The sequence below is a fragment of the Actinoplanes teichomyceticus ATCC 31121 genome, from assembly GCF_003711105.1.
Lineage (GTDB): Bacteria > Actinomycetota > Actinomycetes > Mycobacteriales > Micromonosporaceae > Actinoplanes > Actinoplanes teichomyceticus.
The window spans coordinates 1,238,515-1,255,258 of sequence record NZ_CP023865.1; the positions used below are offsets into that span (position 1 = coordinate 1,238,515).

General features: G+C 73.5%; 14 protein-coding genes, 1 tRNA gene and 1 pseudogene. 11 read left to right on the forward strand and 5 right to left on the reverse strand.

Going from position 1 to position 16,744, the window contains the following annotated elements:
* Positions 1-4: 4 nt before the first annotated feature.
* Together ACTEI_RS05625 and ACTEI_RS05630 are read right to left on the reverse strand one after the other, a co-directional pair.
* Positions 5-604 carry a class I SAM-dependent methyltransferase gene (locus ACTEI_RS05625; protein ID WP_122976675.1) on the reverse strand — a complete coding sequence of 200 codons (600 nt, stop codon included), beginning with the start codon at positions 602-604 and terminating at the stop codon, positions 5-7.
* A 259-nt stretch (positions 605-863) separates the two neighbouring features.
* A complete protein-coding gene (locus tag ACTEI_RS05630; protein WP_122976676.1) occupies positions 864-1,343 on the reverse strand; it encodes an AfsR/SARP family transcriptional regulator in 480 nt (159 codons plus the stop codon).
* Between the two features lie 214 nt (positions 1,344-1,557).
* On the opposite strand from ACTEI_RS05630, the gene ACTEI_RS05635 reads away from it, so the two are divergent.
* Both ACTEI_RS05635 and ACTEI_RS05640 read left to right on the forward strand, forming a co-directional pair.
* Positions 1,558-2,214 carry a response regulator gene (locus ACTEI_RS05635; protein ID WP_122976677.1) on the forward strand — a complete coding sequence of 219 codons (657 nt, stop codon included), beginning with the start codon at positions 1,558-1,560 and terminating at the stop codon, positions 2,212-2,214.
* Positions 2,215-2,316: 102 nt separating this feature from the next.
* A complete protein-coding gene (locus ACTEI_RS05640; protein WP_145831095.1) occupies positions 2,317-3,759 on the forward strand; it encodes a hypothetical protein in 1,443 nt (480 codons plus the stop codon).
* Between the two features lie 34 nt (positions 3,760-3,793).
* Here ACTEI_RS05640 and serA read toward each other — a convergent pair whose 3' ends face one another.
* Positions 3,794-5,011 carry a phosphoglycerate dehydrogenase gene (gene serA, locus ACTEI_RS05645; protein WP_122981930.1) on the reverse strand — a complete coding sequence of 406 codons (1,218 nt, stop codon included), beginning with the start codon at positions 5,009-5,011 and terminating at the stop codon, positions 3,794-3,796.
* A 364-nt stretch (positions 5,012-5,375) separates the two neighbouring features.
* On the opposite strand from serA, the gene ACTEI_RS05650 reads away from it, so the two are divergent.
* Positions 5,376-6,374 (forward strand): hypothetical protein, encoded by a 999-nt coding sequence (locus tag ACTEI_RS05650; protein ID WP_122976679.1) that lies wholly within the window; start codon positions 5,376-5,378, stop codon positions 6,372-6,374.
* Positions 6,375-6,653: 279 nt separating this feature from the next.
* Here ACTEI_RS05650 and ACTEI_RS05655 read toward each other — a convergent pair.
* Positions 6,654-6,726: transfer RNA gene (locus tag ACTEI_RS05655), tRNA-Arg, on the reverse strand.
* A gap of 13 nt (positions 6,727-6,739) precedes the next feature.
* A complete protein-coding gene (locus ACTEI_RS05660) occupies positions 6,740-7,819 on the reverse strand; it encodes an alpha/beta hydrolase (RefSeq protein WP_122976680.1) in 1,080 nt (359 codons plus the stop codon).
* A gap of 184 nt (positions 7,820-8,003) precedes the next feature.
* Between ACTEI_RS05660 and ACTEI_RS05665 the strand changes: the two genes are divergently transcribed.
* The 8 genes and pseudogenes from ACTEI_RS05665 (at position 8,004) to ACTEI_RS05700 (ending at position 16,702) form a co-directional block, all read left to right on the forward strand.
* Complete coding sequence (locus ACTEI_RS05665) at positions 8,004-8,621, forward strand: single-stranded DNA-binding protein (protein ID WP_239082570.1); 618 nt, start codon at positions 8,004-8,006, stop codon at positions 8,619-8,621.
* Between the two features lie 239 nt (positions 8,622-8,860).
* Positions 8,861-9,319, forward strand: a complete 459-nt coding sequence (locus ACTEI_RS05670; protein WP_122981931.1) for a hypothetical protein — start codon at positions 8,861-8,863, stop codon at positions 9,317-9,319.
* A 43-nt stretch (positions 9,320-9,362) separates the two neighbouring features.
* A pseudogene (locus ACTEI_RS05675) lies at positions 9,363-10,325 on the forward strand (cobalamin biosynthesis protein); the annotation flags it as partial.
* Between the two features lie 284 nt (positions 10,326-10,609).
* The gene (locus tag ACTEI_RS05680; protein WP_122981932.1) at positions 10,610-12,145 is read left to right on the forward strand and encodes a cobyric acid synthase; all 1,536 of its coding nucleotides are present in this window, start codon (positions 10,610-10,612) and stop codon (positions 12,143-12,145) included.
* A gap of 266 nt (positions 12,146-12,411) precedes the next feature.
* Positions 12,412-13,491 carry a M48 family metallopeptidase gene (locus tag ACTEI_RS05685; protein ID WP_122981933.1) on the forward strand — a complete coding sequence of 360 codons (1,080 nt, stop codon included), beginning with the start codon at positions 12,412-12,414 and terminating at the stop codon, positions 13,489-13,491.
* Positions 13,492-13,535: 44 nt separating this feature from the next.
* On the forward strand, positions 13,536-14,882 hold the full coding sequence (locus ACTEI_RS05690) for a dipeptidase (protein ID WP_122981934.1): 1,347 nt from the start codon (positions 13,536-13,538) through the stop codon (positions 14,880-14,882).
* Between the two features lie 18 nt (positions 14,883-14,900).
* A complete protein-coding gene (locus ACTEI_RS05695) occupies positions 14,901-16,379 on the forward strand; it encodes an FAD-dependent monooxygenase (protein WP_122976683.1) in 1,479 nt (492 codons plus the stop codon).
* A gap of 29 nt (positions 16,380-16,408) precedes the next feature.
* The gene (locus ACTEI_RS05700; RefSeq protein WP_239082569.1) at positions 16,409-16,702 is read left to right on the forward strand and encodes a hypothetical protein; all 294 of its coding nucleotides are present in this window, start codon (positions 16,409-16,411) and stop codon (positions 16,700-16,702) included.
* The last annotated feature ends 42 nt before the right edge of the window (positions 16,703-16,744 follow it).

Genomic DNA, 16,744 nt, shown 5'->3' on the forward strand with positions numbered 1-16,744 from the left:
GCGATCAGCGCATCCGCCACACGCCGGTCCGCAGCTCGCCGGTCTCCTCCAGGGGCTCCGGGACGGGCACCACGTACTCGGTGACCAGTTCGAACAGGCGCTCCGGGAAGTACCCCCGGCCGGGGTCGCCGACCAGCACGCACGCCCCGTCCCGCCGGGCGGCGCGCAGCTGCGCGGTCATCCGCGGGGCCACCGTGGGGCTGTAGAAGACGTCACCGGCCAGCACCAGCTCCGGCCGGTCGAGGCCGTCGGCCAGGGTGACGCCGTTGGCCGCCGCGTTGCGGTGCGCGGCGGCCACCGCGGCCGGATCGATGTCGGTGGCGGCCACCAGCGCGGCGCCGCAGCGGGCCGCGGCGATCGCGGCCACCCCCGAACCGGTGGCCAGATCCAGCACCCGGCGGCCGGCCGCCTCGTCCGGGTGATCCAGCAGGTAGCGGGCCAGCGCCTGGCCGCCGGCCCAGACGAAGGCCCAGAACGGGGGCGGGGTGTCGCTGCGGAACTCGCCACCGGTCAGATCGAAGAGGCCGACCGGGGCGGTGACCAGGTGCAGCGAGATCTCCGGGGCCAGCGGGACCGGGAGCAGAGCGGTCGGAGTGTCGAACACCCGGCGATTCTCCGCCGGTACGCCGAGGATTTCCGCCGGTTTTCGGCCCGTGGGCGGCGGGCCGGCCCCGGGTCGGGGCGGTCCGGTCCGTGGGCGGCGAGCCTGCCGTGGGTCGGGTGGTGGGTGGGGCGATCCGGTCGGTCCGGTCCGCGGCCGGCGGGCCCGCCGTGGGTCGGGCGGTCCGGCCCGTGGGCGGCGGGCCCGCCGCGGGTCGGGTGGTTGCGGCGGGCGGGTCGGGCGGTTGCGCCGGGCGGGCGGGTCAGGCGGCGGTGGCGGTGGGGCGGGCGGTCCGCAGCTTCGCGCGGTACTGCGCGCGCAGCTGCGCGGCCCACGGGGTGTCCTCACCCTCCAGCAGCGGGCGCGCGGCCAGGAAGGTGGCCGCGGTGAGCGGCCGGGCGGCGCGTTCCGGGGTGCGGCCCCGCGCGGCCGCGAGCAGCTGGTCGAAGGTGGCGACGTCGACCCGGACACGCTCGGTGTCCAGGCGGTAACGCCCGTGCCGGCCGACCAGCACCGAGTCGTGCGCGTCCGGGTCCAGCCGCTCGCGCAGCACCCGCAGGTCGGCCCGTACGGCCGCGGGCGGGGCGTCCACCCGGTCGGACAGCTCCACAAGCGACTGCTCGCCGTGCAGCGCCAGGAGGGCGAGCAGCTGGCGGGGGCGGTCGCCGCCGAAGTCGTCACCCGCGAGGCGGATGCCACGGGTGCGGACCTCGATACGGCCGAAGAGCTGGATGTCGTACATGATCCAGCATCGTGTCCGCGGCGCCAACCACCGGCAAGCCCCAATGCGGGGGGTGGCCTCGGCCGAAAGACTGGGCAAGACCACCGCTCGGGTGGCACCCTAACGTCGCCGCGCCACAACGGTCGCCTGTTGGTAGGGCGGGCGGTAGGGCGGGTAGTCCTTAGACTGCGCGGGGCCCTTCGGGCCGGACCGCTGGACAGAGGATGGTGTACGCATGGGCAACGACGAGGCGATCCGAGTGCTCGTCGTCGACGGTCACCAGACCTTTGCCGAGCTGCTCGGACACGCCCTGGCCGGGCAGCCCGACCTGCTCTGGGTGGGTCATGCGCGGACCGGTCAGGAGGCGCTGCACCTCGCGTCGGAGGTCGCGCCGGACGTCATCCTGCTCGATCCGGAACTGTCCGATGCCGACGGCATCGCGATCGCGCAGCTGATCCGGGTGCGCCAGCCGGACGTTCGTGTGGTGATCCTCACGGCGCGGGAGGATCAGGCGCTGATCAGCCGGGCCACCGCGTTCGGCGCCGCCGGCTTCATCTCCAAGAACGGCGCGCTGGCCGAGGTGCTGAACGCGTTGCGGACCGCGCACGGCGGCGGGATGACCGTCTCCACCGACATCATGGCCCGGCTGCTGCGCAGCACCACGCCGGCGACGGTGACCCGGCAGAGCGGGCTCACCGCCCGTGAGGACGAGGTGTTGCAGCTGATGGCGGCCGGTTTGGACGCTCGCGCGGTGGCCCGCCGGCTGGGCATCAGCGTGCACACCTGCCGGGGCTACCAGAAGGCGGTGCTGGCCAAACTCGGCGCGCACAGCCAGCTCGAGGCGGTGGCCATCGCGACCCGGCGCGGACTGGTCCGCCCGGACCGCCGGTGAATTCGCCGATCACTGTTCGATTCCGCTCATCCGCGCAGGGCTGCGATCCGTATTGCCTTGCGGGCGCCAAGTGACGGCGCTGCTGGGGAGAGGACATCCGCCGTGGACCGTACCGCCATCGACGGCGCAACGCCGGAGCCGGTAGCTCCTTCGCCGTCGGCGCCGGCCGCAGACGAGCTGCCGGTGCGGCGGCCGGGCGAACCTGACCGCGTCTACCGCCGCCCGCCGGCGCAGGAGGCCGCGGAGAGCGCCGGGATGCCGGCCGGCTGGTTCGGCGACGCCCGCGCGGGGGGCGGGACGGCGGCGCCGGAGGCCGGAGCCGCGGTGCGGCCGGAGTCCGGGCCGGCCACCCCGGCCGGGACCGGGCGTGCCTCGTTCGGCTTCGGCACCGGCCCGATCAGCGGGAACCGGCCGCTGGGCGAGCCGGAGGAACCGGGCACCCGGGCGGGGGGCGAGGCCGATTCCGGCGGGCTGCCGATCGTACGTCGTCAAGGCCCGGAATCCGCGCCGACCGTGCCGGGCGCAGCGGCATCGCCATCCGCGTTCCCCGGCTGGGCGGCAAGCGCCTGGGGCGACGGGACGGACCGTGCCCCGGCTGCATCTGCGGCGTCCTGGGGTGGTCCGGCGGACCGTGACCCGGCCGCGTCGCCCGCGTCGTGGGGCGGTGGGGCGGACCGTGACCCGGCCGCGTCGCCCGCGTCGTGGGGCGGTGGGGCGGACCTGATCCCGGTCTCGTCGGCGGCGGCCGCGTCGGCTGCCGTGCCCGGCGGCGGGCGGCTGCCGCGGCGGCAGTCCCGGGTGGTGACCGTCGGGATGACCGTGCTGGGTGTGGTCGCCGGGCTGGTGATCGCGCTGACCGGGGTGGTGTTCTACGCCGGCCCGGACTCCCGGGTGAACCAGATGCTGAACCTCGGCGGCGACGGCGACCGGGGCGCCGGCCCGCGTACGGTCACCGCGCCGCTCGACGGGCGGACCCGGGCCACGTTCGAGATGTTGGCGGCCAGTGACCGGGTGCGGGTGCGGGTCGCCGACATCGGCAACGACCTGTTCCGGATCAGCACCCCGGACGACTCCCCGCTGCGGCCCAGCCCGCAGCTCGCCGACGACCGGGTGCGCCTGCAGATGACCCGCGACGGCGACGGCGCGGACGGCGAGGTGGACGTGGTACTGGCGATCTCGGTGCGCTGGTCGCTGCGCTTCGCCGGGTACGCCGCGGAGCGCGAGGTCGACCTGGGCCAGGGGCGGGTGACCGGGATCGAGGTGGTCGGCGGGACCCGGCGCGCGGTGATGGCGCTGTCGTCGGCCTCCGGGACCGTGCCGGTGAAGATCACCGGTGGGATCGAGGAGCTGACCCTGCGGGCGCCGGCCGACAGCCCGATCCGGGTCCGGGTCGGCGGCGGCGCGACGACGGTGACCGCCGGGACCCGCACGCTGCGTGACGTCGCGCCGGGTTCCACGCTGACCCCGAAGGACTGGAACACCTCCGGACGGTACGACGTCGAGGCGGTCGCCAAGCTCACGCTGCTCAGCGTGGAGGCGGGCTGACGCACGGGCGGGCCGTGCGCCAGCCGCCCGATGGTCAGGACAGCACGCGCAGGCGGACCGTCTGCTCCATGGCGCGCAGCTGCTCCAGCACCTCGTCGCTGTAGCCCTTGCCGATGTCGGTGATCAGGTAGCCGTACTCGCCGCGGGTGCTCAGCAGCTGACCCTCGACGTTGACGTTGTGCTCGGCCAGGATCCGGTTGACCTGGGCGAGCACGCCCGGGGTGTTGATGTGCACGTGCACGATCCGGTGCAGGCCGGGCTGCTCCGGCAGGACCACGCCGGGCAGGTTGACGCTCAGCGTGGTGTTGCCCTCGGTGAGGAACTTGGCCAGCTTGTTCGCCACGAAGCCACCGATGTCCGACTGCGCCTCCTCGGTCGACCCGCCGATGTGCGGGGTGAGGATCACGTTCGGCAGGCCGCGCAGCTCGGAGACGAACTCGTCGCCGCGGCCCTTCGGCTCGGTCGGGAACACGTCCACCGCGGCGCCGGCCAGGTGGCCGCTGACCAGCGCGTCACGGAGCGCCAGGTGGTCGACCACGATGCCGCGGGACAGGTTGAGGAACAGGCTGCCCGGGCGCATCTGGGCGAACTGCTCGGCGCCGAAGAAACCGGCGTTGCCCGGCCGCCCGTCCACGTGCAGGGTGACGATGTCGCTGCTCACCAGCAGCTCCTCCAGGCTGGCGCAGCGGTGCGCGTTGCTCAGCGCGAGCTTGTCGGCGGTGTCGTAGAAGGAGACCGACATGCCGAGGTTCTCGGCGAGGACGGAGAGCTGGGTGCCGATGTTGCCGTAGCCGACGATGCCGAGCCGGCGGCCGCGGATCTCGTGCGCGCCGTCCGCCGACTTGTCCCACACGCCGGCGTGCATCAGCTGGTTCTTCTCGGTCAGCCGGCGGGTCATCGCGATGATCTCGGCGATCGCCAGCTCCACCACCGAGCGGGTGTTGGAGAACGGGGCGTTGAAGACCGCGACGCCGGACGCCGTGGCGGCGGCCAGGTCGATCTGGTCGGTGCCGATGCAGAACGCCCCGATCGCTACCAGGCTGTCCGCCTTGTCCAGCACCTTCGCGGTGACCTTGGTCTTCGAGCGGACGCCGAGCAGGTGCACCCCGGAGATACGCTCGATCAGCTCGGCCTCGTCCAGCGCGTTCGGCACGGACTGGACCTCGAAGCCGTCCTCCTCGAGACGGGACACGGCATCGGGATGGATGCTCTCCAGAAGCAGGACACGCACCTTGGCCTGATCGATCATCATCTTCCGTTCCATGTTTCGGTAGGCCGCCCGGGCCGCCACGCCGAAGCCCAGTTCACGAGGCGTCAAGCCTAGTCCCCCCGGTGGTGCGGGCCGGTGCGGTGTGGGTGAGGTCCCAACCACCGGTCTGTCGTACGGCCAGGGCCGTCCGGCCGGTTCAGTCCTCGCTTGCGGTTAGTGCAACGCGCGATCCGGATCCTGGCAGCGCCGGCGGCGGCCGGAAACGAAATTTCCCGACCGGTGGGGTGGGAGTGCGTCGTGACCGGGGTGCCGGCTGTGACGATCTTCCCGGACCCACCGTTGATCCACTGTGGGAGCGCTTCCGTATCGATGGCCGAAGCACTCGCCATGGGGAAGGCACAGGCCGATGAACAGATCCCGAATCAACAGGTCGCGCCGCTGGCAGATCGTCGCGGTGGCCGGGGTCGCGGTGACCCTCGCCGGCATCGGACTCGGCGTGGCCTCGGCCGCGGAGTCCGCGCCCACCGTCAACTGCCCGCAGGTGCGGGTCGACGTGGCGATCCCGGCGCAGGCCCAGGACGAGGTGCGGCGCAACCTCGACCTGCTGCGGACCCAGATCGCCGAGGCCGACAAGCGGCTCGCCTCGTCCGCCGGCGAGGGCGGTGCGAACTTCATCCAGAACGCCATCCTCGGCCCGTTGAAGGACAAGCGGTTCGCCACGATCAACCGGATCGAGACGGCGATCGGCCGCAACGCGCCGCAGCCGGACCTGAACGCCGAGGGCCTGTCGGCCTGCACGCTCAACGGCTCGCCCGCCCCGGCGACGCCGGTGGCCACCGCCACCACCGCGGCCCCGGGTGGCAACCTCGGCGTCCTGACGAACAGCTGCGCGAGCAGCAACCTGCCCGCGCACGACGGCTTCCAGAAGGGCGACCGCTGCGTCTCGACCGAGTTCGGCGAGGTCGGCTCGGCGGCCAACAACCCGTCACTGCTGATCACCCAGGCCCCCCGGCAGGTCAACCGCAACCAGCCGTTCACCCTGCAGGTCAGCACCCGCAACCTGATCCGCGACCGGTTCCTCGCGGCCGGCCAGGGCGGCTACTACGTGGAGTCCAGCGTCCTGCGAAACGGCCTGGTCCGCGGCCACTTCCACACCGCCTGCCGGATGCTGGCCAGCACCAACGAGGCACCCGCCCCCGAGCCGGTGCCGGCATTCTTCGTCGCCACCGAGGACAGCAACGGCGGCGCCACCCCGGACACCGTCACCATCCAGGTCCCCGGCCTGCCACAGTCCGGCACCGCCCAGTGCGCCTCCTGGGCCGGCGACGGCTCGCACCGCATCCCGATGATGGAACGCGCCAACCAGACCCCGGCCTTCGACGCCGTGCGCATCCGGGTGCGATGACGCCCGCGCCGGCGGTCGCATCGACGGCCGCCGGCGCCGGGACGGCCGGCGGCCTCACCCCGCAGCTGTCGCCCCCGCGCCGCCCGGTCCTCTCGGCCGCAAGACGGCGGCTCGCGGGCCTTCCGCCGCCCGGTGCGGCGCATCCCGCGCGGCCGTGCCGGTGGTGAGAAGCAGCCGTTGCGGCGGTGAAGACCAGCGATGGTTCCGGTGGTGAGGAGCAGCCGTTGCGGCGGTGAAGAGCAGCGATGGTTCCGGTGGTGAAGAGCAGCAAGGAAAAGGCGCGCCCGGTAGGATTCGAACCTACGACCGACGGATTAGAAGTCCGTTGCTCTATCCGCTGAGCTACGAGCGCTGGCCAGCACATACTAAGCGGTCGTGCCGGACTTGTCGTCCGCCTCGTCGGCGGCCCGTTCCACGGCGGCCTCGGCGGCCTCCAACACGACGGCCCGGCCGCCCTGGTCCTCCGGCGCGGGCGGGATCGTGACCTCCGGCGTTCCCGGCGCGGGCACGAACGCGTCGACCCATCGGCCCAGCTCACGGAAGACCTCGGCGCGGACCTCCTTGCCGGACAGGGTCAGGTCGTGCTTGCCGCCGTTGAACTGGGCGATCGTGACCCGCGGGCCGAGGCCGGGCGCCCACCGGACGATGTGCTCGACGTCCAGCACAGAATCGGACACGTGTACGTCGTCGTGCCACTCCCGGCCGCGGAAGGTCCGGTCCGAGCAGGCGACCAGGACCGGCGCGTCGATGGCGAGGCCGGCCTGCAGGCGGCGCTGGCCGCGCCGGATGGCGGCGAGCCAACCCATCCGGACCGGGAAGCCCAGGATCGGCTTCCACGCCAGGTCGTAGGACCATTCGCCGTGGTAGTCGCGGTGCAGGCTCTGTCCGTATAGGCCCAGGGAGGACGTCGGCAATTTCCGGTACGGACTACGCCCGGTCGCCGCGATCAGCATGGACAGAGCCGGCCGGCGCATGAACCACGGCAGGTTGAAGTCGAAGAACGGGCTGTTCAGGAACAGTCCGTCGACGATGCCCTGCCCGCGCCGGGAGTGCGCCCACAGCGAGGTGATCAGCCCTCCGGTGGAGTGGCCGGTCACCAGCAGCTGGTCGTGGCCGTCCTCGGCTCGGATGATCCGGGCCGCCTCGTCCAGTTCGGGGTAGTAGTCGGTGAGACTGTGCGCGAAGTTCGGCGTCTGGTGGGGGAGCAGGCTGCGGCCGTACTTGCGCAGGTCGAGGGCGTAGAAGTCCCAGCCGCGTGCGACGAAGAAGTCGGCCATGTGCGTCTGGAAGAAGTAGTCCACGAAGCCGTGGACGTGCAGCACCGCACGGCGCGACGGCCGCTCGGCGCGCCGCCGGACCAGCGTGGCCACGACCGGGCCCTCGTCGTCGGTGCCCAGCTCGATGGTGTGCCGTTCGTACGGCCAGCCCAGGACGTCGGTCTCCACCCCGACAGGTTACCCGTGGGTACGCGGCCGTGCGCCATATCAGATCGACCATGATCCGCGGCCGTCGTGCACATCCGCGCCCCGTCCACAGCGTGCTCCGCCCCGCGGCGCCGCCCGGAGCAGGCTCTGCACGTCCGCCGCAACCGACGTTCTGTCGGCGGCACCCGACGTCAAGGAGAGACCAGTGTTCGACACCACCATCGCCGTCGTCGGCAACGTGCTGACCGCCCCCGAGTGGCGCCGCACCAAGGAGTCCAACCAACTCGTGGCGAACTTCCGGATCGCCTCGACGGCCCGCCGCTACGACCGGGAGAACCGCTGCTGGGTCGACGGGAACACGCTGCGGGTGCGGGTCTCCGCCTGGCGCCGGCTCGCCGAGGGCGTCGCGTCCTCGATCACCGTCGGCGACCCGGTGGTCGCCTTCGGCCGGCTGTACACCCGTGACTGGCAGGACGAGGAGGGCAACCACCGCGTGTCGTACGAGATGGAGGCGCTGGCGATCGGCCACGACCTGGCCCGCGGCCGGGCCCGGTTCTACCGCAACCGGGCGGCCGCCACCAGCGCGGTCGAGGACGGCGAAGCGGACGCCATGATCGGCGGCGAGGCGGCCGACGCGGTGGCCGACGTGCCGGTCGGGCTCGGTGACGGGCTGCCCGAGCTGCTTCCCGGTGAGACCGAGCCGGATTTCCTGGAGGTGGTCGCCGGGCCGACCGAGGAGTCGGACCAGCCGGCGGCGGCCGAGCCGGGGACCGCCGAGGTGCGGCGGAGCCGCCGGCCGAGGCGGGAGCCGGTGGCGGCCTGAGACCTTCCCGCACCGCCGCCGCCCGAGGATCCTCCCCTGCGGATCCGACGGGTGGTCGGCGCCCGGCGGCCCGGCCGGATCGGGGTCCGAGGCCGGGCCGCCGGTTGCGGGAGCCCGGATCGGTCGACGGCGCCCGATTCCCTCGATGGGGATGGGCCGATCGTGCCGGTTCTCCCGGCCGTCGGGCGGAGCGGCCCGATTGGTCGGGAGACTAGCCCAACCGGCAGACTGAAGCGGTGATGCTGAAGGACATCCGCGCCGTCGCCGACGAGACGATGGTGCTTTCGCCGGAGGATCAGGACGCCGAGCACGTCAACACCAATTGGTTCGGGGCGCCACTGCACGAGCGCATCGGTATGACGGCCGACGAGGTGGTGGCCGCGTTCCAGGAGACCGCGGCCGTGCTGCGCGAGCAGGTGGCGGCCTCCGGGCACCGGGGTACCGCGACGTTCTACGTCTGGCACGACACGGACGCCGGCCAGCTGCGCTGCTCGGTCGGCACCCGTAAGCCGGCCGACCTGGTGTTCCCGGTCGCCTATCAGGTCACCGAGGACCTGCACGGCATCGTGGTGGAGTTCCTGGAGGACCGCGCGCCCGGTTCGATCCAGTGGGGCGCGCTGGAGCCGGTGCCGTACCCGGAGTCGGAACCGCCGGCGCTGGCCGTCTGGGCGTGCGATCTGACGCCGTTCGGTCGCTGAAGCGTAGCCGGCACATCGGTCGCGAGTCGTGGAAAGGGAACCAGTGTCGTACCGGTGGACCGCGGACGCGGCCGGACTGCTCGCCGGATATCTGTTGGACGCCGCGGTCGGCGACCCGCGCCGGTTCCATCCGGTCGCCGGGTTCGGCACGGCGGCCGCCGCCCTGGAACGCCGGGTCTACCGTCCCGACCGCCGGGCCGGGGCGGTGTTCACCGCGGTCGCGGTGGGCGTGCCGGCGCTGGCCGGACTGGCCGCCGGCCGGGCGGCGCGGCGGTGGCCGGCGGCCCGGTTCGCGCTGACCACGGCCGCCACCTGGACCGTGCTCGGTGGCCGGACCCTGCGCCGGGAGTCCCGGGTGATGGCGGGGCATCTGCAGGCCGGTGACCTGCCGGCGGCCCGCGGTCGGCTCAACCACCTGTGCGGGCGGGATCCGTCCGCGCTGGACGAGCCGGAGCTGGCCCGGGCCACGGTCGAGTCGGTCGCCGAGAACACCTCGGACGCGGTCGTCGCCCCGCTGTTCTGGGGCGCCGCTCTCGGGCCGGCCGGCCTGCTCGGCTATCGCGCGGCGAACACGCTGGACGCCATGGTCGGGCACCGGTCGGCGCGGTACGAGCGGTTCGGCACCGCCTCGGCGCGGCTCGACGACCTGCTGAACCTGGCGCCGTCGCGGCTGACCGGGCTGCTGACCGCCGCGGTGGCGCCGATCGCCGGCGGGTCGCCGCGGGAGACGCTGCGGGTGTGGCGGCGCGACCGTGCCGACCACCCGTCCCCGAACGCCGGCCAGTGCGAGTCGGCCATGGCCGGGGCGCTGGGAGTGCGGCTCGGCGGACGTAATGTCTATTTCGGACGCAGCGAGACGCGGCCGTTCCTGGGCGACGGGCCGCGGCCGTCGGCGGTTCACCTGAAGCGGGCGGCGCGGGTCTCCGGAGCGGTCGGCGCCGTGGCCGTGCTGCTCGCGGCGGGTGGCGCGATGGCCCGCGGCGGCCTCGCCGCGGCCCTGCGGCGGCGCGGGCCGGCCCGGACGCAGCGGATCCCCTCGCTGCCGTGGGCCGCGGTCGCTGGCCGGTCCGGGGTCGCTGGTCGGTCCGGGGTCGCTGGTCGGTCCGGGGGCGCTGGTCGGTCCGCGTTCGTGGGCCGGTTCGGGGTCGCTGGCCGGTTCGGGGTCGCTGGTCGTTCCGTGGTCGTTGGTGGATCCCCGTCCGCGGGCCGGGCCGGGATCGCTGGTCCGTCCGCGGCCGCCGGTTCGTCCCGCGGCACGGCCGCCCGCGCCGGCTCCGCAGGGTGGGCGCGATGAGCGGCGGGCTGCTGGTCGCGGGGACCACATCGGACGCCGGGAAGAGCGTGCTGACCGCCGGCATCTGCCGCTGGCTGCACCGCAACGGCGTCCGGGTGGCGCCGTTCAAGGCGCAGAACATGTCGAACAACTCGGTCGTCGTGCTCGGCCCGGACGGCCGCGGCGGCGAGATCGGCCGCGCCCAGGCCATGCAGGCCGAGGCCTGCGGTCTCGCCCCCGACCTGCGTTTCAACCCGGTGCTGCTGAAACCGGGCAGCGACCGGTCCAGCCAGGTGGTCCTGCTCGGCGAGGCGATCGACACGGTGACCGCGGGCAACTACCGGTCGCTGCGGCCCAGGCTCGCCGAGACCGCGTACGCCACCCTGACCAGCCTGCGCGCCGAGTACGACGCCGTGATCTGCGAGGGCGCCGGCAGTCCCGCCGAGATCAACCTGCGCGAGGGTGACTTCGTCAACATGGGCCTGGCCCGGCGGTTCGGCCTGCCGGCGATCGTGGTCGGCGACATCGACCGGGGTGGCGTCTTCGCGGCCTTCTTCGGCACCCTGGCCCTGCTTTCCGCGCAGGACCAGGCGCTGGTCGCCGGCTTCGTGATCAACAAGTTCCGCGGCGACCTGGGCCTGCTCCGCCCGGGCAACGACATGATCACCGCGGCCACCGGCCGACCCGTGCACGGGGTGCTGCCGTTCCACCGCGACGTGTGGCTGGACGCGGAGGACTCCCTGGCGTACGGCACCACGCTCGGCCGCCCGGGCCCGCCGCACGGCCGCGAGTGGCTGCGCGTCGCGGTGGTCCGCCTGCCCCGGATCTCCAACGCCACCGACGCCGAGGCGCTCGCCGCCGAGCCGGGCGTACGGGTGCACCTGACCGTCGAGCCGGGCGACCTCGCCGACGCCGACCTGGTGATGCTGCCCGGCTCCAAGGCCACCGTCAGCGACCTGGCCTGGCTGCGGGAGACCGGGCTGGCCGACGCGGTCCGTGCGCACGCCGCCGCCGGCAAACCGCTGGTCGGCGTGTGTGGCGGCTACCAGATGCTCGCCGAGTCGATCCACGACGAGGTGGAGAGCGGGCACGGCGTCACGCCCGGCCTCGGCCTGCTGCCGGTCGGCATCACCTTCGCGGCCCGCAAGACGCTGGCCCGCTCCGAGGGCAGCGCTCTGGGCGCGCCGGTACGCGGCTACGAGATCCACCACGGGTTCGTCTCGTCCGGCGAGCCCGAGCCGCTGCTGCGCTACGACGGTGGCGAGCCGGAGGGGGCGGTGGCCGGAAACGTCTACGGCACGCACTGGCACGGCGCCTTCGAGTCCGACGAGTTCCGCCGCCGCTTCCTGACCGTGGCGGCCCGGCAGGCCGGGCGGCGCTTCACGGTGGCCCCGGACACCCGGTACGCCACGATCCGCGAGCGTGCCCTGGACGTGCTCGGCGACCTGGTGGCCGAGCACCTGGACACCGAGGCGCTGTGGCGGCTGATCGAGAAGGGGCCGGTGGCCGGGCTGCCGTTCGTCCCGCCGGGAGCCCCCGCGCCCGTCCGGTAGGGGGGCGGCGGGGCGTGGGTGCGGCCACGGGGCGTCCCGCGCCCGTCCGGTAGGGGGGCGGCGGGGCGTGGGTGCGGCCACGGGGCGTCCCGCGCCCGTCCCGTAGGGGACCGACCCTGACGACACCGTTGCGTTCCGGGCGTACGTTGGGTCCGGCGCGCCCGGCGCGTATGCCGAGGTGATCGGCGTGCGCCGGGGTGGCGCCGCCGATGTTGCCGCACGCAGCCACGACCGTCGCGACCGCGGCGGAGGACGGGGTGGAAACGATGACGACCGACGAGGCGAACCGGCCGGTGCGCCGCCGGGTGACGCTGACCGGGATCAGCTCGCGGGCCTGGGAGCACCCGGCCGACCGGGGCGCGCTGTCCGCGTTGCGGGAGCTGCGCGGCTTCGACGACGTGGTGAAGACGTTCTTCGGGATGTGGAACGAGCGCGGGTTCCGGCTCAGCTACCTGGCCGGCTCGATCCGGGTGGACCACCGGCAGTACCCGCGGGTCTACCAGCGCTACACCGAGGCGGCCAGCACGCTGGACATCGCCGAGCTGCCCGAGCTGTTCGTGACCCAGTCGCCGGTCATCAACGGATCCGCGATCGGCCTGGACCGGCCGTTCATCGTGATCACCACGGGCGCGGTGGAGAAGCTCGACGACGACGAGCTGCGCGCGATGCTCGGACACGAGCTGGGGCACGTGCGCAGCGGCCACGCCGTCTACAAGACCATCATGATGATCCTGACCAACTGGGCGGCCAACCTGAGCTGGATCCCGGTCGGCGCGATCGCGCTGCGGGCGATCATCGCGGCGATGCTGGAGTGGTGGCGCAAGGCGGAGCTGTCCGCCGACCGGGCCGGTCTGCTCGCCGGTCAGGACCCGGCCGCCTCGCTGCGGCTGCTGATGAAACTGGCCGGTGGCGGTGACCTGTCGCAGATCGACACGACCGCGTTCCTGGAACAGGCCGCGGAGTACGAGGGCGGCGGCGACCTGCGTGACAGCATCCACAAGCTGGGGATGACCGCGTGGAGCACCCACCCGTTCCCGGTCGCCCGGGCCGCCGAGCTGCGCAAGTGGATCGACTCCGGGGCGTACGCGCAGATTCTGGGCGGCGACTACCCGCACCGTGACTCCGACGGCGACGCCTCGGTGACCGAGGACGTGAAAGCGGCCGCCAGGTCGTACCGGGAAGACTTCGCCAATTCGCAGGATCCGCTGGTCGGACTGCTGCGCCGGGTCGGCGACGGCGCGGCCGACATGGCCGGCACGGCCGCCGGCCGCGCGATGAACTGGGCCAGCGAGGCGCGCCGCCGCGGTCGCGCGGAGGGCGGCGGAGGTGGCACCGAGGCCGGCTGATTGCCGAAAGCGGCCCGGGACAGTTCTACGATCAGCCGATGAGCCTGACTGAATCCGACCTGCGCGCCACCCTCGCGCGGGAGATGCCCGGTGTCCGCGCCGACCTGGAACGGTTGGTGCGGATCCCGGGCATCGCTTTCGAGGGTTTCGACCACTCACACGTGGAGCGGTCCGCCGAGGCGGTCGCCGAGCTGCTGCGGGGCTGCGGCCTCGACACGCGGATCGTGCGGCACGGCGGCCAGCCCGCGGTGATCGGCCGTAGGCCCGCCCCGCCCGGAGCCCCCACGGTGCTGCTCTACGCGCACCACGACGTCCAGCCGGCCGGTGACCCCGCGCTGTGGGAGAGCGACCCGTTCGAGCCGGTCGAGCGGGACGGCCGGCTCTACGGTCGCGGCGCCGCCGACGACAAGGCCGGCGTGATGGCCCACGTGGCGGCGCTGCGCGCCTTCGGGGACCGGTTGCCGGTCGGTGTGGTGGTGTTCGTCGAGGGCGAAGAGGAGTACGGCTCGGACTCCCTCGACGCGATCATCCAGGCCCACCTGGAGGAGCTGCGCTCCGACGTCATCGTGATCGCCGACTCCGGCAACTGGGACATCGGCCGGCCCGCGCTGACCACCTCGCTGCGCGGTCTGGTCAACCTGTTCGTCGAGGTCAAGGTGCTGAAGAGCGCCGTGCACAGCGGCATGTTCGGCGGCCCCGTGCCGGACGCGCTGATCACCCTGGCCCGGCTGCTGAGCACGCTGCACGACGACGACGGCGAGGTGGCGGTCGCCGGTCTGGTCGGCCGCGAGGGCGCCAGCGTCGACTACCCGCAGGACCGGTTCCGCCACGAGGCCGGGATGCTCGACGGGGTCGGCCTGATCGGCCGGGGCACCATCACGGACCGGATCTGGACCAAGCCGGCGATCTCGGTGCTCGGCATCGACGCGCCGCGCACCCTGGAGGCGGCCAACGCCCTGCAGGCGACGGCCAAGGCCAAGATCAGCGTGCGGGTCGCTCCCGGCGACGATCCCGGATCGGTGTACGCCGCGGTCAAGAGCCACCTGGAGAAGCATGTCGCCTGGGGCGCCCACGTCGAGGTGACGCTGGAGAGCGAGGGCAACCCGTCGGTGATCGAGGCCACCGGCCCCGGGTTCGAGGCCGCCCGCGCCGCGTTCCGGTCCGCCTGGGACGGCGCCGAGCCGGTGGACATGGGCGTCGGCGGCTCGATTCCGTTCATCGCCACCTTCCAGGAGCTGTTCCCCGATGCGACGATCCTGGTGACCGGTGTCGAAGACCCGCACTCCGCGGCGCACGGGCCGAACGAGAGCCTGCACCTGGGTGAGTTCGAGCGGGTCTGCGTGGCCGAGGCGCTGCTGCTCAAGAACGTTGCGGAGACCCTGACGAAGTGACATAGGACGGAGTCGACGATGGCCGAGCTGTCGTGTGAGGTCCTCGTGGTGGGCGCCGGTCCGACCGGCCTGATGCTCGCCAACTGGCTGACCCGGCTCGGCGTGCGGGTGCTCGTGGTGGACGGCAAGGATGGTCCCACCCGCGAGTCCCGGGCGCTCGTGGTGCAGGCGCGCAGCCTGGAAATCTACGACCAGCTCGGCATCGGCGACCAGGTGCTGGACGCGGCCCGCCGGGCGCAGGCGCTCGCGCCCGGCACCGGGGCGCGGGTGTTCGGGCGGATCCCGCTCGGGGCGCTCGGGCGCGGGGTCACACCGTACCCGTACATCGAGGTGCTGGAGCAGAGCCGCAACGAGGAGATCCTCTACGACAACCTGCGCAAGCTCGGTGGTGACGTGGTGTGGGAGACCCCGGTCACCGCGGTCGTGCAGATCGAGGAGGGCGTCGAGGCGAAGGTCGGCAACGACACCGTCCGGGCCCGGTTCTGTGTCGGCTGCGACGGGGCGAACTCCGCGGTTCGCAAGGCGCGACGGATTCCCTTCGAGGGCAGCACCAGCCCGCAGCGGTTCTACGTGCTCGACGCGGTCGCGGCGACCGGGCTGGCCGCCGACTCGATCAACGCACGGCCCGGCGGGCGCGACTTCCTGCTGGCCTTCCCGATGCCGGGGCCGGGCAACTGGCGGCTGATCGGGGTCGTCCGGGACTCCGACGGCGACGGCCGGCTGGACGAGGAGGACGTGCGGGGCCGGCTGCGGGAGAGGTTCGCGGTGACGTTCGCCGAGGCGCGCTGGTTCGCCACGTACCGGGTGCACCACCGGATCGCCGCGGCGTTCCGGGACGGGCCGTTCTTCCTGGCCGGTGACGCCGGCCACGTGCACTCGCCGGTCGGCGGGCAGGGCATGAACACCGGGCTGCAGGATGCCCACAACCTGGCCTTCAAGCTGGCCGACGTGCTGCGCGGCCGGTGCCGGGACAGCTGGCTGGACCGGTACGAACAGGAGCGCCGCCCGGTCGCGAAGACCCTGGTGGCCACCACCGACCGGTTGTTCCGGGTGATCACCTCGGACCGTCCGGTGACCCGGGTGGCGCGTGCCGCGGTGATCCCGCTGATCGCCCCGGTGGCGGTGCGGGTGCTGCCCCGGTCGGCGGGCGGGTCCCGGCTCTTCGAGTACGTCTCCCAGGTGCGCATCCACTACCCGGTCGGGCCGCAGGCGCGTACCCCGGACGGCAAACGCGACCCGGTGGTCGGCCGCCGGCTGCCCTGGACGGGCGGGAACTTCGCGGTGCTGCGCACCGCCGACTGGCAGATCCACGGGTACGGCGGGGTCGAGGGCACCGAGGCGCCCGATCTGGGGCTGCCGGTGCACGTGTTCCCGGCGGCGCCGGCGACGCCGCTGCAGCCCGGCCACTTCTATCTGGTACGCCCGGACGGCTTCGTCGCGGCGCGGGCCCGCCCGGCCGAGGCGGAGATGAGGTTCCGCCACGCGATGGCGCTGTGATCGGCGACCGATCCTGTTAGGATTCGAACATGCGTTCGATAACTGCTGTTCCGAACGGCAGCGTGGCCCGGGCCAGGTCTGCCGGGCCCCGCGCCACGCTGGATCGGCTTCGGACTCGCGATCGGATCGAGTCGATCGCGCGGCTGCGTGCCGCGGTCCGGGCTTTGGGGGACGTCGACGTCTCCGGGTGGGACGACGCCACCCTCACCGAGCATCTGGACGAGCTCTCCCGGGCGCTGTGCGGCATCGACGCCGAGCTCACCCGGGTGGCCGAGGCGGTCCGGGCCCGCGGCTTCCGGATCGACGAGCGACTCGCGGCCTGACCGCCCGGCGCGCCCGGCTCTGCGATTCGTCGGGACCTCCGG